This window comes from Methylobacterium sp. 37f, assembly GCF_023093475.1.
In the GTDB taxonomy this organism is placed as follows: domain Bacteria; phylum Pseudomonadota; class Alphaproteobacteria; order Rhizobiales; family Beijerinckiaceae; genus Methylobacterium.
In genome coordinates this window covers 117,903-133,285 of the sequence record NZ_JAGHKN010000011.1, presented here as the reverse complement: position 1 = coordinate 133,285, position 15,383 = coordinate 117,903, and the positions used below count along the sequence as shown (strand labels likewise).

Here is a 15,383-nt window from a genome sequence, read left to right as displayed (position 1 = left end):
ATCAGAAAGGCTCGCGACGGCTCCCGCCGCCGCGGGCCTCGCCGTTTCAGAGGTTTACTGTCCCGAATGCAGGATCACCCGCCGGAGGCGGCCGTCGAGATCCCGGAAGCGGGCGCCGATGCCCCGGACGGCGCAGGTCTGAAAGGTGTCGCCGGCAAAGAAGCCCCGTGCCCCTTGCTCGCGGCAGGCCAGCAGGGGCGGGACCAGCACGGCGCTCAATCCAACAAGAAGGACCAGCGCCATGTTCAGGAGAACGGCACCGAGCCAACCGAGCGGAGACAGGAACGGCTTGTCCGAGGCGCCCGTATCCTCGTCCGGACGCCGCAGGTCGCGAACGGCCGCGCTTCCGCGCCGACGCTCCGCCATCCGCGTATCGAGGTCACGGACCTTCAAGATCTCCGTCACCGACAGTCCTTCCACGCCAAACCTTTTTTCGCCGGACCTTTTACGCCAAGCCCCGTGATCATCGCGGTCGAACCATCAAGGAAGCCTGAAGGCGCAATCCTCGCAGTCACCGACCGCCTGACAAACCGACGTCAAGCTTGTGAACGGGCGTGAATTCACCTTGAGCAGCGGCAGCATTTGCGGAAAATGCGCGCGCACCACTGCTTCCCTCATTCTCAGGACGTCCCGATGTCGACACCCACGCCGGAGCGAAAGGCCGACTCCGCCGCGATGGAGAGCGCCCTGTCACGGGCCGGCATCCGGTTTACCGCCTGGGCTGAGAAGTGGTTTCCGGATGCCTTCATCTTCGTGGCCATCGCTGTGGTCATCGTGGCGCTGGGTGCCCTGGCCAACGGGGCACCGGCTCCCGCCATTGCCAAGAGCTTCGGCGATGGCTTCTGGAGCCTGATCCCGTTCACCATGCAGATGGCCTTCGTGACGATCGGCGGCTACGTCGTGGCGACGGCGCCACCGGTCCAGGCGCTGATCGACCGCCTCGCCGCCATCCCGAAATCCGGCCGTGGGGCCGTCGGGTTCGTGGCCGCGGCGACCATGCTGTCCTCGTTCCTGAGCTGGGGCCTCAGTCTGATCTTCGGCGGCCTGCTCGCCCGCGCCCTGGCCCGCCGCACCGAACTCCGCATGGATTACCGTGCCGCCGGAGCCGCCGCCTATCTGGGGCTCGGCGCAACGTGGGCGATGGGCCTCAGCTCCTCGGCCGCCCAGCTCCAGGCCAATGCTGCGAGCCTGCCCAAGGCGCTCCTGCCGATCACCGGCGTGATCCCCTTCAGTGAGACCATCTTCCTGTGGCAGTCGATGCTGATCGCCGCGATCCTGTTCGTGATGTCGGTGATCATCGCCTACGCATCGGCGCCGCGTCCGAACACGGCCGTGACCGCCGAGGATCTCGGCGTGAACGTTGCCCGCGAAAAGACCGATCTCGGGCGGCCCGAGCAGCCCGGCGAGTGGCTGGAGCATTCCCCGATCCTGACGATCCTGCTGGTGGTGATCGCAGGCGGCTGGATCTACCAGGAGTTCGCGCGCCAATCCTGGATCACCGCGATCTCGAACCTCAACACCTATAACCTGCTGTTCATCACCCTCGGTCTGCTGCTGCATTGGCGCCCCAAGCGCTTTCTCGTGGCGGTGGCGAAGGCCGTGCCGGCGACCGCCGGCATCTTGATCCAGTTCCCGCTCTATGCAGCCATCAGCGCAATGTTGACCGGGCCGAAGAACGCGGCCGGCATCTCGGTTTCCGAGGTCATTACCCACGCCTTCGTCAGCCTGAACACCACGGGCAGCTTCCCAATTTCGATGGGTGTCTACTCGGCGGTGCTCGGCTTCTTCGTGCCTTCGGGTGGCGGCAAGTGGCTGCTGGAAGCGCCCTACGTGATGCAGGCGGCCAACGAGCTGCAGGTCCATCTCGGCTGGGCCGTGATGGTCTACAACGCGGCCGAGGCCTTGCCGAACCTGATCAACCCCTTCTGGATGCTACCACTGCTCGGCATTCTCGGACTGAAGGCCCGCGATATCGTCGGATTCAGCTTCCTGCAGCTTCTCATCCACCTGCCGGTGGTGCTGTTCCTGCTCTGGGCCCTGGCCTTCACGCTGACCTATCACCCGCCGGTAATGCCGTAGGCAGGAGCCGGAAGCCGGACGGGAGGAGCAAACTCATGCGGTTCGCCATCCTCCCGGTCCTGTCGATCCTTCTTGTCGGGAGCTTGTCCGCCGTGGCCCAAGACCGCTTGCTGCCCCAAGACCGCCTGCTGGCCCAAGACCGCCTGCCGCCGATACCAGCCGATGCCCTCAGCGCCGAACAGAAGGCTGCGGCGGAGGCCTTCCTGGTGGCGCGTAAGACACCGGTGTTCGGGCCGTTCGTGCCGCTGCTGCGCAGTCCCGAATTGATGACCAATGCCAGCACCATGGGCCTGCACCTGCGCTACCGCAGCGTGCTGCCCCTGCGCTTGAGCGAGTTCATCATCCTGATCACCGCCCGGGAATGGACGCAGCAACTGGAGTGGCACATTCACGCGCCGATCGCCCTGAAGGCGGGCCTCGATCCGGCCATCGTCACGGCGATTCAGGAAGGCCGGCGGCCGGACGCGATGGACCCTGAGGAGACGCTGGTCTACGCGTTTTCGACGGAATTGCACCACAACAAGGCTGTGAGCGACACCACCTACGCGCGTGCGGTTCAGACCTTCGGCGAGCAGGCCGCCGTGGAGATGGCGGGGATCAACGGCTACTACACGCTGCTCGCCATGAGCATGAACATGGCGCGGACGGCGCTCCCCGAGGGCGTATCGCCGCCTCTGCCACCCCTGATCAGGTAGGGGGCTGTGCGTCGATCCCGGCGACGGGGTGGATTGATCGACCTTCGGCTTGGCGCCAATGCGGCGACGTATCGGCGTCCAGCCTCCGCTTGACGTCGCACCGCGACGTCGCCGGTCGTCACACCGATGGCTGCGACATGCCAATCGTTGGCGCCCAAGCTCGAGCGATCACCGGCTCGACGTCGGTTGCAAATTGAGGCGGTACCGATGGCGCCGGCTACCTTCGTTGGAACGTCGGCCGCGAGACGCCTGAATGCCTCGATGACGATCGGATTCAACGCCGGGTCGGAATGAGCGCCGCCATAGCGGCAAGCAACCAGCCCCCCATCAGCAGGACGCCACCGATCGGCGCCGCCATGGGAAACAGTGCCGTGCCGTGCAATGCCCGCAGGGCGAGATCGCCGGCGAACAGCGTGAGCCCAAGGACGAGGCCGGCGCCGGCAAGGCGCGTGACCGGCCGATGCGTCGTGCCCGTTGCTGAAAGCGCGGCGAGGGCGAGAAGTGCGGGGGCGTGAAACAGCAGGAACTGCGCCGCGGTCTTGAGACTGTCGGCTCCGCTGACATGAGCAGAGGCCGCGCTCGCCGCGACGCCGAGGAGCCCGGCGAGGGCGCCGAGCGCCAGGAAAGCGCGATCAAGGCCCTTCATGCGCCGCGCTCCTGGAGCAGCCGGGCGACGCTGGCACGCAGTTCCGGCACGCCGCGATCATCGCGACTCGAGGTGAGCAGGATCTCCGGATAGGCCGCCGGGCGCCGGGCGATGGCGGATTGCACCCCGGCGATGCGGGCATCCATTTCGGATTTCTTCAGCGCGTCGCCCTTGGTCAATACGATCTGGTAGCTCACGGCGGCCTTGTCGAGGCCGTCGAGGACGTCGGTGTCGATGCTTTTCAGGCCGTGGCGCGAATCGATCAGCATGAAGACGCGGGCGAGATTCGATCGACCCTTCAGGTAGTCGTGGATCAGGTCGGTCCAGGCTTCGACCTTGGTCTTCTCCACGGCCGCGTAGCCGTAGCCGGGCATGTCGACCAGGGTGAGCCGGCCGCCGATATCGAAGAAGTTCAGCTGCTGCGTCCGTCCCGGCGTGTGCGACGTCCGCGCCAGGGTGTTGCGGCCGGTGAGCGCATTGACGAGGCTCGACTTGCCGACGTTGGAGCGGCCCGCGAACGCGATCTCGACGCCTTTCATCGGCGGCAGGGCGGGCACGTTCGGAGCGGAGGCGATGAAATCGGCTGCACCGGCAAACAGCAGGCGACCGGCCTCCAGCAGGGCGGCATCGTCTTCGGCTTGGGACATCGGGCGGCTCCGGACGAAGGAGAGGGCGTGCCCACCACTCTCGCGAGCCGACACACCGAAAACAGGAAGTCCTCCCCGTTGCGAAACGGAGAGGACCGGGTGGGGAAGCGTCGTCTTGCGTATCGACGAAGCGATCAGCTCTTGGCGACGGCGTTCTTGTCGGCGGTCTTGCGCCGGAACATACCCCGCAGGTTGTCCCAGAGCTCTACCTTCACCCCGTTCCGTCGCATGATCACGTATTGCTGGATCACCGACAGGGTGTTGTTCCAGGCCCAGTAGATCACCAGACCGGCGGGGAATGAGCCCAGCATGAAGGTGAACACGATCGGCATGAAGGTGAAGATCTGCGCCTGAACCGGGTCCGGCGGCGCGGGGTTCATCTTCATCTGGATGAACATCGTGATACCCATGATGATGGGCCAGATGCCGAGGTGAATGAAGTCGGGTGCCGCGAAGGGAAGCAGGCCGAACAGGTTGAGGATATTGGTCGGATCGGGCGCCGCCAGATCCTGGATCCACCCGAAGAACGGCGCGTGCCGCATTTCGATGGTGATGAACAGGACCTTGTACAGCGCGAAGAAGACCGGGATCTGGATCAGCACCGGCCAGCAGCCGGCAACCGGATTGATCTTCTCCTTCTTGTACAGCTCCATCATCGCCTGCTGCTGTTTCATCTTGTCGTCAGCATAGCGCTCGCGGATCGAAGCCATCTCCGGCTGCACGGCCTTCATCTTGGCCATGGACTGATAGGACTTGTTGGCGATCGGCAAGAACAGCAGCTTCAGGCAGAGGGTCACCACGAGGATCGCGATGCCGAAATTGCCGAACAGGTGGAAGAAGAAGTCCAGTGCCCGGAACATGGGCTTGGTGATGAAGTGGAACCAGCCCCAGTCGATCAGCAGGTCGAACTGCTTGATGTTCTGGTTCGCCTGATAGGCGTTGATGGTGTTCACTTCCTTCGCACCGGCGAAGAGCTGCTGCGTCGTGGTCACGGAGGCGCCAGGCTTGATCACCTGGACGTTGCCGAGGACATTGGCCTGGTAGACCTTGGTGGCGCCGTCGGTCCGCTCGGTGAAGCTACCGGTATAGGGCGTCGCCTGGTCGGGAATGGCAGCCGCGGCCCAGTACTTGTCGGTGATGCCGACGAAGCCGCCGGTCACGCCCGTCCAGGTCTTGCCCTTGGTGCTGGCATTGCCGAGCGCCGGTTCCTTGGCGAGGTGATCGTAGGTGTATTCCTGCAGGCCGTCGGCGCCGAGCACGCCGATCATGCCTTCGTGCAGCACGTAATAGCCCTGGGTGTGCGGCTTACCCCAGCGCGAGACGAGGCTGTAGGGATAGAGACTGACGGCGTTGCCGCCCTTGTTCTCGACCTCGTCGCGGACCGTGAACAGGAACTTGTCGTCCACCGCGATGATGCGCTTGAACAACAGACCGGCGCCGTTGTCGTAGCTCAGCGTGACCGGCTTGCCCGGTGCCAGGGTGGTGGCGTCGGCCGTCCACACCGTATCGCCGTTGGGCAGCGGCCCGGCATTCTGACCGACCCAGCCGAATTCGGCGTAGTACGGATTCTCGGTGCCGGTGGGCGAGAGCAGGACGATGTTCGGGCTCTTGTCGTCGACGGTCTCGTGGTAATTCTTCAGCGAGACGTCATCGATGCGGCCGCCCTTCAGGGCGATGGAGCCGGCCAGCGCCGGCGTATCGATGGTCACCCGCGGCGAGCGAGCAATCGCGGTTTCACGCGAGACAATGCCGCCGGCGCTCGAAGCGCCCGGCAGGGTGCCGGGGACGGGACTGGCCGGGCCGCCTTCCTTCGGACTTGCGCTCGGCACGCCGTCCGGACCGGCAGCCTGACCCGTCGCTTCCGTCGCTGCCCTGTTCTGCAAGGCGGCCTGGCGTTGCTGCTCCACGCGTGGGGCGGCGATGAAGTAGTTCCAGCCGAGCAGGACCGCCAGCGATAAGGCGATCGCGACGATCATGTTCGTCTTGTCATTACCCATCGGTTGGTCCGTCGCATGCGTTGGGAAGTGGGGAGGGCGCGTTCGCGCGAGCCGGTCCGGGACCGGGCACCGCGACGGAGGCCGTCGCGCCCGAGGCCAATACCGGAGCCATCGCCGATGCGCCAGACGCGGGCGCACCTTTGCCGCGTCCGCGCCGGCCGGGACGCGACTCAGCCGGGTCGGATTTCGGACCCTGCGGCTTGGTCACGATCGAGACGGCGCGGCGCAGATCGTCGATGAGAGTCGCGAAAGGGGCATGCAGTGCCGGTCGTCGGGCCACCAGCACCACATCGGCCGGGCGGACCGGTAGGTCGCCAGCGGCCTGCGTCACGGCAGCACGAAGACGCCGCCGGATGCGATTGCGCTCCGTGGCGTGACCGACGCGCTTCGTAATGGTGAAGCCGATACGCAGCCCGTCGCCGGGCTGATCGTGGGTTGAACCGTCCAGAGACGGGTTCATGGCACGGATCAGGCCCTGTGCCGATAGACGTTCGTTGTGGAAACGACGCCCGCTGGCAGCCGCCAGGAACTCGGAGCGCCGCGTCAGCCTCCCGATCGTCGACAAGGTCGACCCGATCTCGCTGCCGGTCCTGCGGTCCCTGGGTGACATGATGGTGTGGCGCGCCGCCGTGACGGCGCCGCCAAGCTCTTAGGCCGACAGCTTCTTGCGACCGTGGGCGCGACGGGCAGCGATGACCTTGCGGCCGCCGGCGGTCGCCATGCGGGCACGGAAACCGTGACGACGCTTACGCACGAGCTTGCTGGGCTGATAGGTTCTCTTCATGGCGCGATCTCCGAATGGCCGAGGATCGATCCGGGCCGCACCGAAGGCCGCGCCGGATATTCACTCGCCCTGAAATGTGTCTGCAAGCGCGAACAGCGCCCATCAAGGGCGCCGCGTCGCGATGGCGCGGCTTATGCGGCAACGACCCCTGCAAGTCAATTCCAGATGACCGTGAGGCGTCGAAATCGGCAAACGGGATCGGTGCCAAGGTCCACTCCCGATTCGCCGCCGAATCGGTCGCGAAGCTCGTCGGCAAGCTGGTCGCCAGGCGCAACCTTTCGTTAAACCAAGCTGCGGCATCCGGTGATCCTGTTCGGTGATCCCGGAGACCGCGCGAACCTTCGGTCCGCACGCCTGGACTCCTCCCGAAACTCGCTTTTCAGGCCGCCCCGAACCGGGCGGTCTTTTTTTGTGGCGCGTGTCTTCACGAGGGGCTTCGCCAGGGACTTGCACCAAGAACTTGCACCAAGTCCTCTCGCAAGCCTCCGTGCCGGGCCTGCCCTCCGGCGCCCTCCCTCCAGAGGCACCGATCGCCTCGATTAACGTTAATGCCCGGTAAAGGCCGCGTGCCTCGGCGTTCGGCGCTAGAGTTGCGCAACAAGGGACAAGCGCGCCGCTTTCGTCCCACCGCGGGACGCATCATCCCGGTTGCAGCACAGGAGGCACTATGAGCGGATACGACGTCATGTTCCGGGACGAGCGCGACTGGGTGAATTTCGGTGACACCTACGTCACATCCGATGCGTTCAAGACGCTCTTCCGCGAGGGCATGACCCTGGTCGAGGAAGCCGCCGCCTATCTCGACGGCACGGGCCGCGAGGAGTCCCGGCTGATGTCCCGAGATGGCACGCTCAGCTACGCCAGCGAGAGCATGCGTCTCACCACTCGGCTGATGCAGATCGCATCCTGGCTTCTGGTGCAGCGCGCCGTCTCGGAAGGGGAGCTGACCCCGGCCGAGGCGATGCAGGAAAAGACCCGCGTCCGGCTGACCACGCCGGAGACTTTCCGCAGCGAGGTGTTCGGCGTGCTGCCGCCCACCCTCCAGGATCTCATCGTCCGTTCACGGCGGCTCCACACCCGAATTCTGCATCTGGATGGACTGATCGCCGACGAGCGCCCGTCGCCGCTTCCCCAGGAGAGTCCGGTGGTGGCGCAACTGAGCCTCCTGCGCTCCGCCTTCGCCCCGGCATCCGCCTCTTGAAGCGACACCGGGGCCCGGCCGCTTGGCCGGGCCGACCGTCCCGCGATGACCCCCGAAACGCAGAACGGGCGGCACCTGAGGTGCCGCCCGTTCTGCGTCGGTCCGAAGGTGCCGCCGCGTCGTCGCGGCGGCACGTCGAGATGGCCTTACTTCTTGCCGAAGGACAGAGCACCGAAACGCGAGTTGAAGCGCGAAACGCGACCGCCGCGATCGAGCATCTTCTGCTCGCCACCGGTCCAGGCCGGATGGGTGTTGGGGTCGATGTCGAGGTTGAGGGTGTCGCCCTCCTTGCCGTAGGTCGACCGGGTCATGTACTCGGACCCGTCGGTCATCACGACCTTGATGAAGTGGTAGTCGGGATGCTCGGTACCCTTGGCCTTGTCGGCCGCGCTCTTTGCCATGACGAAATCCTTGAATAGCCAAGCCGACCGGCCCGTCTGGCGGCCCGCGGCCATAGATCACGCGCAATCGGATGAAGGCGCGCCTATACCCCACGCACCTTCGCCCGACAAGCGTGCGCCGATCGAAGAGGCCGCCGGTCGGTCGCTTTTCCTTGAAGACCAATGATGACGAGGCACCATGGCTCGCGGCCGTGACAAGAAATCTTCCGGGGAAGCCCGGCCGAAGGCACCGCTGGGTTCGCTGCGCCCGCTGATTCCCTTCGCGATGGTCTATCGCGGCCGGATGCTCGCTGCCTTCCTGGCCTTGCTGGCCGCGTCCGGTGCGACCCTTGTGGTCCCGCTCGCTCTGCGCCGGGTGATCGATCACGGCTTCTCGCCGGAGGGGCAGGGGGTCATCGACACCTACTTTGCGGCGCTGATCGGTGTGGTCGCGGTGCTCGCCCTCTCCAGCGGCGCCCGCTACTACACGGTGGTAACGCTGGGCGAGCGGGTGGTGGCGGATCTGCGCACCGCCGTGTTTCGCCGGCTGACCCAGCTCGACCCGGCCTTCTTCGACCGCTCGCTGTCGGGCGAGATCATTTCGCGTCTCACGGCGGATGCGACGCAGGTCAAGGCGGTGTTCGGCGTCTCGATCTCGATCCTTCTGCGCAACGCGTTCCTCTTCAGCGGAGCGGTCGTGATGATGGTCATCACCAGTCCGAAGCTCTCGATCCTGGTGCTCGCCGCGATTCCCCTGATCGTCTTTCCGCTGATTCTCTCCGGCCGCGGCGTGCGTCGCCGATCGCGGGCCGCGCAGGATCGCCTGGCCGACGCCTCCGCTTACGCGGCCGAAGCGGTGAATGCGATCCGCACCATGCAGGCCTTCGGGATGGGCCGGAGCACGGCCGCCCGATTCGGCGAGGCGTCCGAGAACGCCTACGCGGCGGCCCGTGATTCGATCCAGGCGCGCGCGCTGCTGACGGGCGTCGCCATCTTCCTGATCTCGGCCAGCGTCGTCGGCGTGATGTGGTACGGCGCGCAAGGCGTCCTCGCCGGCACCATGACGGCCGGTCAGCTCTCGCAGTTCGTGCTCTACGCCGTGTTCGGGGCGAGCGCGCTGGGGCAGCTCTCGGAAGTCTACGGAGAACTCGCCCAGGCCGCGGGCGCTGCCGAGCGGCTCGGCGAAATCCTGGCGGCCGAGCCGGCGATTCAGGTTCCGGTCGACCCACTTCCGCTGCCGGTTCCGGCGAGGGGCGCGGTCACCTTCGAGTCGATCCGATTCCTTTATCCGGCCCGCCCCGACCACCCGTCCCTCGACGGGATCAGCTTCACCATCGCGCCGGGCGAGCGCGTCGCGCTCGTCGGTCCTTCGGGAGCCGGCAAGACCACGGTGTTGCAACTGCTGCTGCGCTTCTACGATCCGCAGGCAGGCACCATTCGGGTCGATGGCGTCGATATCACGCGCGCCGATCCGGACGCTCTGCGCGAGCGCCTGGCCCTGGTACCGCAGGACCCGACGGTGTTCTCGGGGAGCGTTCTCGACAACATCCGCTACGGGCGCCCGGAGGCGACGGAGGCGCAGGTGCAGCGCGCCGCCGAACTCGCCAACGCGGACGGCTTCATCCAGGCCCTTCCGCAGGGCTATGCCACGACGGTGGGCGAGCGGGGCGTCACCCTGTCCGGCGGCCAGCGCCAGCGCGTCGCCATTGCACGCGCCATCCTGAAGGACGCGCCGATCCTGCTTCTCGACGAGGCGACCTCGGCCCTCGATGCCGAGAGCGAGCGCGCGGTGCAGACGGCCCTCGACACCCTGATGCGCGGGCGCACCACGCTGGTCATCGCGCACCGGCTCGCGACGATCCGCAAGGCCGACCGGATCCTGGTCCTCGACGGGGGCCGAATCGTCGAGAGCGGTACCCACGAGAGCCTGCTGGCGCAGGGCGCGCTCTACGCGCAACTCGCCGCGCTTCAATTCACCGACGCCCACGACGAGACCGCGCGGGGCAAGGACGCCCGCCCGCGCCTCACGCCCCTCTCGGCGGAGTAGGGCGGACCGGCGCGGGGGTCAGGTCCCTGCGTCGGTCCCGTTCAGCGGGTTGGCGTCGTCCCAGCCGTAGCCGAGCGTTTCGAAACGCATCGATCGCGTGTCGACCATCAGCAGGCGCCCGACCAGGGGCTCGCCGAAATCCGTGATCGTGCGGATGACCTCGAGCGCCATGAGGGATCCCATGATGCCCGCCAGTGCTCCCAGCACGCCGGCCTCGGCGCAGGGGGCGACGCTGCCGGGCGGCGGCGGATTCGGGAACAGGCAGCGATAGGTCGGGTTCGGGCGACCGCGCGCATCGCTCGCATAAGGCTTGAGCGTCGTCAGCGATCCGTCGAAACGCCCGAGGGCCGCCGTCACCAGCGGCCTCCGGGCATGGAAGCACGCATCCGACACGGCGTAGCGGGTGGTGAAGTTGTCGGAGCCGTCGGCCACAACATCATAGGTACCGATGAGGCTCTGCGCGGTCTCCGCCGTGAGCCGCGCCGCGTGGGTCTCCACGGCGACGTGCGGATTGAGGCGGACCACCGCATCGCGCGCGCTCTCCACCTTCAGGCGGCCGATATCGGGGGTCGCGTGGATGACCTGTCGCTGCAGGTTCGACAGGGAGACGACGTCGTCGTCGATGATTCCGATCGTTCCGATCCCGGCCGCAGCGAGGTACTGGATCAGCGGCGCGCCGAGGCCGCCGGCGCCGATGACGAGGACGCGGGCGGCCTTCAGACGGGCCTGCCCCGGTCCTCCGACCTCCGGCAGGACAAGGTGGCGGGCATAGCGTTCGACTTCGTCGGAGGAGAGGGCCATGCCCCGCAGATAAGCCCGGTCGACGCGGCGCGAAAGACCGCGGGCGAATTGCACCCCCGCGCGCCGGCGCTTATGGCCTGCCCACAGGACATCAAGCGAGAGTCTCGCCCGTGCCGAACGTCGCCCTCGACCACTCCCCGCTCGCCCTTGCCCAGAGCCTGATCCGCTGCCCCTCGGTGACGCCGGAGGAGGGGGGAGCCCTGACCTGGCTCGGCGGCGTCCTTGAGGAGGCCGGGTTCGCGGTCGAGCGCCCGAGATTCTCACAGACCGGCACGCCCGATATCGACAACCTCTACGCCCGCATCGGCACCCGCGCGCCCTACCTGCTGTTTGCCGGGCACACCGACGTGGTACCGCCGGGTGACCTCGCCCGCTGGCGCCACGGCCCCTTCGCCGGGACGGTCGAGAACGGAATCCTGTACGGGCGCGGGGCCGTCGACATGAAGGGGGGCATCGCCTGCATGCTCGCCGCCGCTCTCGACTATCTCGACGTGGCCGGTCCGACCTTTCCGGGTTCAATCGGATTTCTCATCACCGGCGACGAGGAGGGGCCGGCGATCAATGGGACGGTCAAGCTCCTCGAATGGGCGCGGGCGCGTGGCGAACGCTTCGATCATTGCCTCCTCGGCGAGCCGACCAACCCGGATTCCCTCGGCGACATGATCAAGATCGGCCGGCGCGGCTCGCTCACGGGACACCTCACGGTGCAGGGCCGACAGGGACACGTGGCTTATCCGGATCTCGCCGAGAACCCGATTCCCGGCCTCCTCCGCCTCGCCGGAGCCTTGCTGGCCGAACCACTCGATGGCGGAACCCAGCATTTCGGCGCCTCGAACCTGGAATTCACCACCCTCGACGTTGGCAACACGGCCACCAACGTGATCCCGGCTGAAGCGCACGGCACCTTCAACATCCGCTTCAGCGACCGCTGGACCGCCGAAACCCTCGGCGCCGAGATCCGGGCCCGCCTCGACGCGGCCGCCGGCCGGAGCGTGCGCTATCATCTCGACCTGCTGCCCTCGAATTCGCCGGCCTTCCTCACCGAGCCGGATGCCTTCACCGAACTCGTCGCCGGCGCCATCGCCACCGAGACCGGCCGCCGTCCGGTGCTCTCCACCACGGGCGGCACATCCGACGCCCGATTCATCAAGGATTCCTGCCCGGTCATCGAGTTCGGCCTCGTCGGCCAGACCATGCACCAGACCGACGAATGCGTTCCGGTGGCCGACCTGAACCGCCTGACGGCGATCTACACGCGCGTGCTGGCGGCGTATTTCGGGGGCGAGGCGATCACCCGGAGAGCATGACTCGGCCCTTTGGAGTGGCGGTCTGGCCTCAAGGATCGTGGGCGGGAGTGGTCAGTTCAGAGTTAGGCCGCTTCCTCTGTCAGTAAATCCACGGGGTTGCTCTTTCCGGCCAGCCGCGGACGCCCGATGAAGTGCCTTTATTCAATGAATTTGAACGAGGGGATCAGTCGCTGGCTGGTTTGCCCGGCAATGTCGAAGACGGCTGCCAGATCACGCACGATCTCCTGCCGCTGCCGCTGCCGCTTCACGGCTTCCCGAATCGCGATGAAAATGAAGGGCGAGAGTGCTGCGAAGACAGTCGCTCCCATAATGAAGACGTGAATTGGAAAATTCATTGCGGGCCTATCCATCGCGCGATGCGGCACGCACCGGGTCTTCGCGATGATGTCTAATTCCCACGGTATTTCAACTTAAAGTAAAACATATTTCCTTTAGATTGCTGAAGCTCCGTATTCCACACCCACAAGCGTGAGGCCGCAGGCCGGCGCCAACGGCCCGCAGCGGCTGCGGTCGCGGCTCGCCAGGATATCGGAGACGTCGTCGGCGGTGATTCGGCCGCTGCCGGCCAGCATCAGGGTGCCGACCATCGAGCGGACCTGATGGTGCAGGAAGGCGCGGGCCGAGGTGGCGACGACGATCTCGTCGTGCAGGCCCATCGGCATCGCGACGACATCGAGCTGATCCAGGGTCCGCACCGGGCTCTTCGCCTGGCACTCGGCGGCCCGGAAGGCCGTAAAGTCGTGCAGGCCGAGAAGGCGCGTGGCCGCCGCCTGCATCAGCGCGACGTCGAGGGGCCAGGGCACCTGCCAGACATGGGCACGGTTCAGCACTGGCGGGCTGCGTCGGTTGAGGATGCGGTAGCGATAGTGCCGGCGGGTGGCGGAGTGGCGGGCGTTGAAATCCCCGGCGACGATCTCCGCGCTGAGGATCGCCACCGGGTGCGGGCGCAGGTGTGCATTGAGCGCGTCGCGCACCACATCGGTCCGCCAAGCCTTCGCGAGATCGAGATGGGCGACCTGGTGCGTGGCGTGGACGCCCGTATCGGTGCGGCCGGCGCAGGTGAGGCCGGAGACCTCTCCGGAGAAGCGCGTGACGGCGGCCTCGATCGCCGCCTGAACCGAGGGCTGCGATGTCTGTCGCTGCCAGCCGCAGAACGGCGAACCGTCATACTCGACGATGAGCTTGTAGCGCGGCATCAGGCCTGCCCCGGGCGGGTCATGCCAATGCCGTTCCGGGCGTCGCGTGGGTGCCGCGCACGAACTCGGCTCCGGTGGAAACGCCACCCTTGCCGGCCCGGCGCAACGCGCGAAGGCGCACGGCCCCGTCTCCGCAGGCGATCGTCGCCTCCAGGTCCAGAAGGGTGCCGGGCGCCCCTGATCCGGACACCGCCGCGGCCGACACGGCTTCAGCCGATAGGACTTTCACACGCTCCAGCCCCTTGCCGAAATCGGCTTCGAAGAAGGCCCCCGGAAACGGCGACAGGCCGTTGATGAGGTTGGCGATCTCGCGCGCCGGTCGGGTCCAGTCGATGCGGGCTTCGTCGTTGGTGATCTTATGGGCGTAGACCACGCCGCTCTCGGATTGCGGCGTGAAGGTGAGCGCGCCGCGTTCGAGGGGCTGCAGCGCCTGACCCATCAGGTCGGCGCCCAGCGGCATCAGTGCGTCGTGGAGTTGCCCAGCGGTCATACCGGGAGTGATGGGGCAGTGCGCTTCCATCGCCACCGGGCCGGTATCCAGGCCGGCTTCCATGCGCATGATGCCGACGCCGCTCATCGCGTCGCCCGCCATGATGGCCCGCTGGATCGGGGCAGCGCCGCGCCAGCGCGGCAGCAGGGAGCCGTGCAGGTTCAGACAACCGTGGCGCGGCTGGTCCAGTAGGGCCTGCGGCAGCAGCAGGCCGTAGGCCACCACCACGGCGACGTCGGCATCATGGCTCGCGAAGGTCGCGGAGGCCTCGGGCGTCTTCAGGCTGGCGGGCGTCAGCACCGGCAGGTCGAGGCGCTCGGCCATCGCCTGCACGGGGGAGGGCTTCAGTGCCATGCCGCGCCCGGCCTTCGCCGGCGCACGGGTGTAGACCGCCACGATGCTGTGTCCGTCGGCCGCGAGGCGCGCGAGGGTCGGCACGGCGAAATCCGGCGTGCCCATGAAGACGACGCGCATGGCTCTTGGTCTCCGCCCTTCAGGGGCTCCGGCGCACGGAGCTTCCGGTTTCTGCCCGGCTCGGCAGTCCGGGTGTCCGGTCTTGGCAGCATTCCGCGTTCGGGCGTCAGACGCCGTCGCGCTTGGCGGCCTTGGCGAACTTCTTCATCACCCGGTCGCGCTTCAGCTTCGACAGGTGGTCGATGAACAGCACCCCGTCGAGGTGGTCGATCTCGTGCTGGAGGCATGTGGCGAGCAGGCCGTCCGCCTCGATCTCCTGCTCCTGGCCTTCGAGGTCGCGGAAGCGCACCCGGACCCGGTCGGGCCGCTCGACCTCACCGTAATATTCGGGGATCGAGAGACAGCCTTCATCGTAGATCCGCTTCTCCTCCGAGGCCCAGACGATCTCCGGGTTGAGAAAAACCTGCGGCTGGCGGTCGTTCTCGTCCTTCGAAGTGTCGATGGTGACGACACGCTTCGGCATGCCGATCTGGATTGCCGCGAGACCGACGCCGGGCGCGTCATACATTGTCTCCAGCATGTCGGCGGCGAGCGTCCGAATCTCGTCCGTCACGGGGCCGACCGGCTCGGAGGCTAGGCGCAGGCGCGCGTCGGGCAGGATCACGAGAGGACGGATGGTCATGGGGCGATCGGACTTGA

The 15,383-nt window shown here is 66.9% G+C and carries 17 protein-coding genes; 5 read left to right on the top strand and 12 right to left on the bottom strand.

Features of this window, described 5'->3' with window-relative positions:
• Positions 1–54: 54 nt before the first annotated feature.
• The gene (locus J7U37_RS10055) at positions 55–405 is read right to left on the bottom strand and encodes a hypothetical protein (RefSeq protein ID WP_156633758.1); all 351 of its coding nucleotides are present in this window, start codon (positions 403–405) and stop codon (positions 55–57) included.
• A 228-nt stretch (positions 406–633) separates the two neighbouring features.
• Between J7U37_RS10055 and J7U37_RS10050 the strand changes: the two genes are divergently transcribed.
• Positions 634–2,079, top strand: a complete 1,446-nt coding sequence (locus tag J7U37_RS10050) for a TIGR00366 family protein (protein WP_247635625.1) — start codon at positions 634–636, stop codon at positions 2,077–2,079.
• Between the two features lie 35 nt (positions 2,080–2,114).
• Entirely contained in the window at positions 2,115–2,774 is a 660-nt protein-coding gene (locus tag J7U37_RS10045) for a carboxymuconolactone decarboxylase family protein (protein WP_244478292.1), read from the top strand.
• 274 nt (positions 2,775–3,048) lie between these two features.
• On the opposite strand, the gene J7U37_RS10040 is transcribed toward J7U37_RS10045, so the two are convergent.
• The 5 genes from J7U37_RS10040 to rpmH all read right to left on the bottom strand — a co-directional run bounded on the left by J7U37_RS10040 (position 3,049) and on the right by rpmH (position 6,848).
• The gene (locus tag J7U37_RS10040) at positions 3,049–3,420 is read right to left on the bottom strand and encodes a DUF423 domain-containing protein (protein ID WP_247635624.1); all 372 of its coding nucleotides are present in this window, start codon (positions 3,418–3,420) and stop codon (positions 3,049–3,051) included.
• Positions 3,417–4,067, bottom strand: a complete 651-nt coding sequence (yihA, locus tag J7U37_RS10035) for a ribosome biogenesis GTP-binding protein YihA/YsxC (protein ID WP_056179514.1) — start codon at positions 4,065–4,067, stop codon at positions 3,417–3,419. Before yihA ends, J7U37_RS10040 begins: the two co-directional genes overlap by 4 nt.
• Before the next feature lie 134 nt (positions 4,068–4,201).
• Positions 4,202–6,064 (bottom strand): membrane protein insertase YidC, encoded by a 1,863-nt coding sequence (gene yidC, locus J7U37_RS10030; RefSeq protein ID WP_247635623.1) that lies wholly within the window; start codon positions 6,062–6,064, stop codon positions 4,202–4,204.
• Positions 6,057–6,629 carry a ribonuclease P protein component gene (rnpA, locus tag J7U37_RS10025; RefSeq protein ID WP_247635622.1) on the bottom strand — a complete coding sequence of 191 codons (573 nt, stop codon included), beginning with the start codon at positions 6,627–6,629 and terminating at the stop codon, positions 6,057–6,059. The genes yidC and rnpA overlap by 8 nt, the downstream gene beginning before the upstream one ends.
• Positions 6,630–6,713: 84 nt before the next feature.
• The gene (gene rpmH, locus J7U37_RS10020; protein ID WP_055947927.1) at positions 6,714–6,848 is read right to left on the bottom strand and encodes a 50S ribosomal protein L34; all 135 of its coding nucleotides are present in this window, start codon (positions 6,846–6,848) and stop codon (positions 6,714–6,716) included.
• A gap of 667 nt (positions 6,849–7,515) precedes the next feature.
• Between rpmH and J7U37_RS10015 the strand changes: the two genes are divergently transcribed.
• Positions 7,516–8,049, top strand: coding sequence for a DUF1465 family protein (locus J7U37_RS10015; RefSeq protein ID WP_056179522.1), 534 nt, complete (start codon positions 7,516–7,518; stop codon positions 8,047–8,049).
• A gap of 146 nt (positions 8,050–8,195) precedes the next feature.
• On the opposite strand, the gene rpmE is transcribed toward J7U37_RS10015, so the two are convergent.
• On the bottom strand, positions 8,196–8,450 hold the full coding sequence (rpmE, locus tag J7U37_RS10010; protein WP_055948879.1) for a 50S ribosomal protein L31: 255 nt from the start codon (positions 8,448–8,450) through the stop codon (positions 8,196–8,198).
• A gap of 178 nt (positions 8,451–8,628) precedes the next feature.
• Between rpmE and J7U37_RS10005 the strand changes: the two genes are divergently transcribed.
• Positions 8,629–10,476 carry an ABC transporter transmembrane domain-containing protein gene (locus J7U37_RS10005; protein ID WP_247635621.1) on the top strand — a complete coding sequence of 616 codons (1,848 nt, stop codon included), beginning with the start codon at positions 8,629–8,631 and terminating at the stop codon, positions 10,474–10,476.
• Positions 10,477–10,494: 18 nt separating this feature from the next.
• Here J7U37_RS10005 and moeB read toward each other — a convergent pair whose 3' ends face one another.
• Entirely contained in the window at positions 10,495–11,277 is a 783-nt protein-coding gene (moeB, locus tag J7U37_RS10000) for a molybdopterin-synthase adenylyltransferase MoeB (RefSeq protein WP_247635637.1), read from the bottom strand.
• A gap of 110 nt (positions 11,278–11,387) precedes the next feature.
• Between moeB and dapE the strand changes: the two genes are divergently transcribed.
• Positions 11,388–12,584, top strand: coding sequence for a succinyl-diaminopimelate desuccinylase (dapE, locus tag J7U37_RS09995; RefSeq protein WP_247635620.1), 1,197 nt, complete (start codon positions 11,388–11,390; stop codon positions 12,582–12,584).
• 137 nt (positions 12,585–12,721) lie between these two features.
• On the opposite strand, the gene J7U37_RS09990 is transcribed toward dapE, so the two are convergent.
• From J7U37_RS09990 to J7U37_RS09975, 4 genes are all read right to left on the bottom strand, one after another.
• Positions 12,722–12,919: a hypothetical protein gene (locus tag J7U37_RS09990; RefSeq protein WP_247635619.1), complete on the bottom strand. Its 198-nt coding sequence runs from the start codon at positions 12,917–12,919 to the stop codon at positions 12,722–12,724.
• 96 nt (positions 12,920–13,015) lie between these two features.
• Positions 13,016–13,780 (bottom strand): tRNA pseudouridine(38-40) synthase TruA, encoded by a 765-nt coding sequence (gene truA / locus J7U37_RS09985; protein WP_247635618.1) that lies wholly within the window; start codon positions 13,778–13,780, stop codon positions 13,016–13,018.
• 19 nt (positions 13,781–13,799) lie between these two features.
• Complete coding sequence (gene fmt / locus J7U37_RS09980) at positions 13,800–14,744, bottom strand: methionyl-tRNA formyltransferase (protein ID WP_247635617.1); 945 nt, start codon at positions 14,742–14,744, stop codon at positions 13,800–13,802.
• 106 nt (positions 14,745–14,850) lie between these two features.
• On the bottom strand, positions 14,851–15,366 hold the full coding sequence (locus J7U37_RS09975) for a peptide deformylase (protein ID WP_056484175.1): 516 nt from the start codon (positions 15,364–15,366) through the stop codon (positions 14,851–14,853).
• Positions 15,367–15,383 lie beyond the last annotated feature (17 nt).

Bases quoted from the DNA above. Each gene is read 5' to 3' on its own strand.
- J7U37_RS10050 (WP_247635625.1), top strand. From the start codon at position 634: ATGTCGACACCCACGCCGGAGCGAAAGGCCGACTCCGCCGCGATGGAG.
- J7U37_RS10045 (WP_244478292.1), top strand. From the start codon at position 2,115: ATGCGGTTCGCCATCCTCCCGGTCCTGTCGATCCTTCTTGTCGGGAGC.
- J7U37_RS10040 (WP_247635624.1), bottom strand. From the start codon at position 3,420: ATGAAGGGCCTTGATCGCGCTTTCCTGGCGCTCGGCGCCCTCGCCGGG.
- yihA (WP_056179514.1), bottom strand. From the start codon at position 4,067: ATGTCCCAAGCCGAAGACGATGCCGCCCTGCTGGAGGCCGGTCGCCTG.
- yidC (WP_247635623.1), bottom strand. From the start codon at position 6,064: ATGGGTAATGACAAGACGAACATGATCGTCGCGATCGCCTTATCGCTG.
- rpmH (WP_055947927.1), bottom strand. From the start codon at position 6,848: ATGAAGAGAACCTATCAGCCCAGCAAGCTCGTGCGTAAGCGTCGTCAC.
- J7U37_RS10015 (WP_056179522.1), top strand. From the start codon at position 7,516: ATGAGCGGATACGACGTCATGTTCCGGGACGAGCGCGACTGGGTGAAT.
- rpmE (WP_055948879.1), bottom strand. From the start codon at position 8,450: ATGGCAAAGAGCGCGGCCGACAAGGCCAAGGGTACCGAGCATCCCGAC.
- J7U37_RS10005 (WP_247635621.1), top strand. From the start codon at position 8,629: ATGGCTCGCGGCCGTGACAAGAAATCTTCCGGGGAAGCCCGGCCGAAG.
- moeB (WP_247635637.1), bottom strand. From the start codon at position 11,277: ATGGCCCTCTCCTCCGACGAAGTCGAACGCTATGCCCGCCACCTTGTC.
- J7U37_RS09990 (WP_247635619.1), bottom strand. From the start codon at position 12,919: ATGAATTTTCCAATTCACGTCTTCATTATGGGAGCGACTGTCTTCGCA.
- truA (WP_247635618.1), bottom strand. From the start codon at position 13,780: ATGCCGCGCTACAAGCTCATCGTCGAGTATGACGGTTCGCCGTTCTGC.
- fmt (WP_247635617.1), bottom strand. From the start codon at position 14,744: ATGCGCGTCGTCTTCATGGGCACGCCGGATTTCGCCGTGCCGACCCTC.
- J7U37_RS09975 (WP_056484175.1), bottom strand. From the start codon at position 15,366: ATGACCATCCGTCCTCTCGTGATCCTGCCCGACGCGCGCCTGCGCCTA.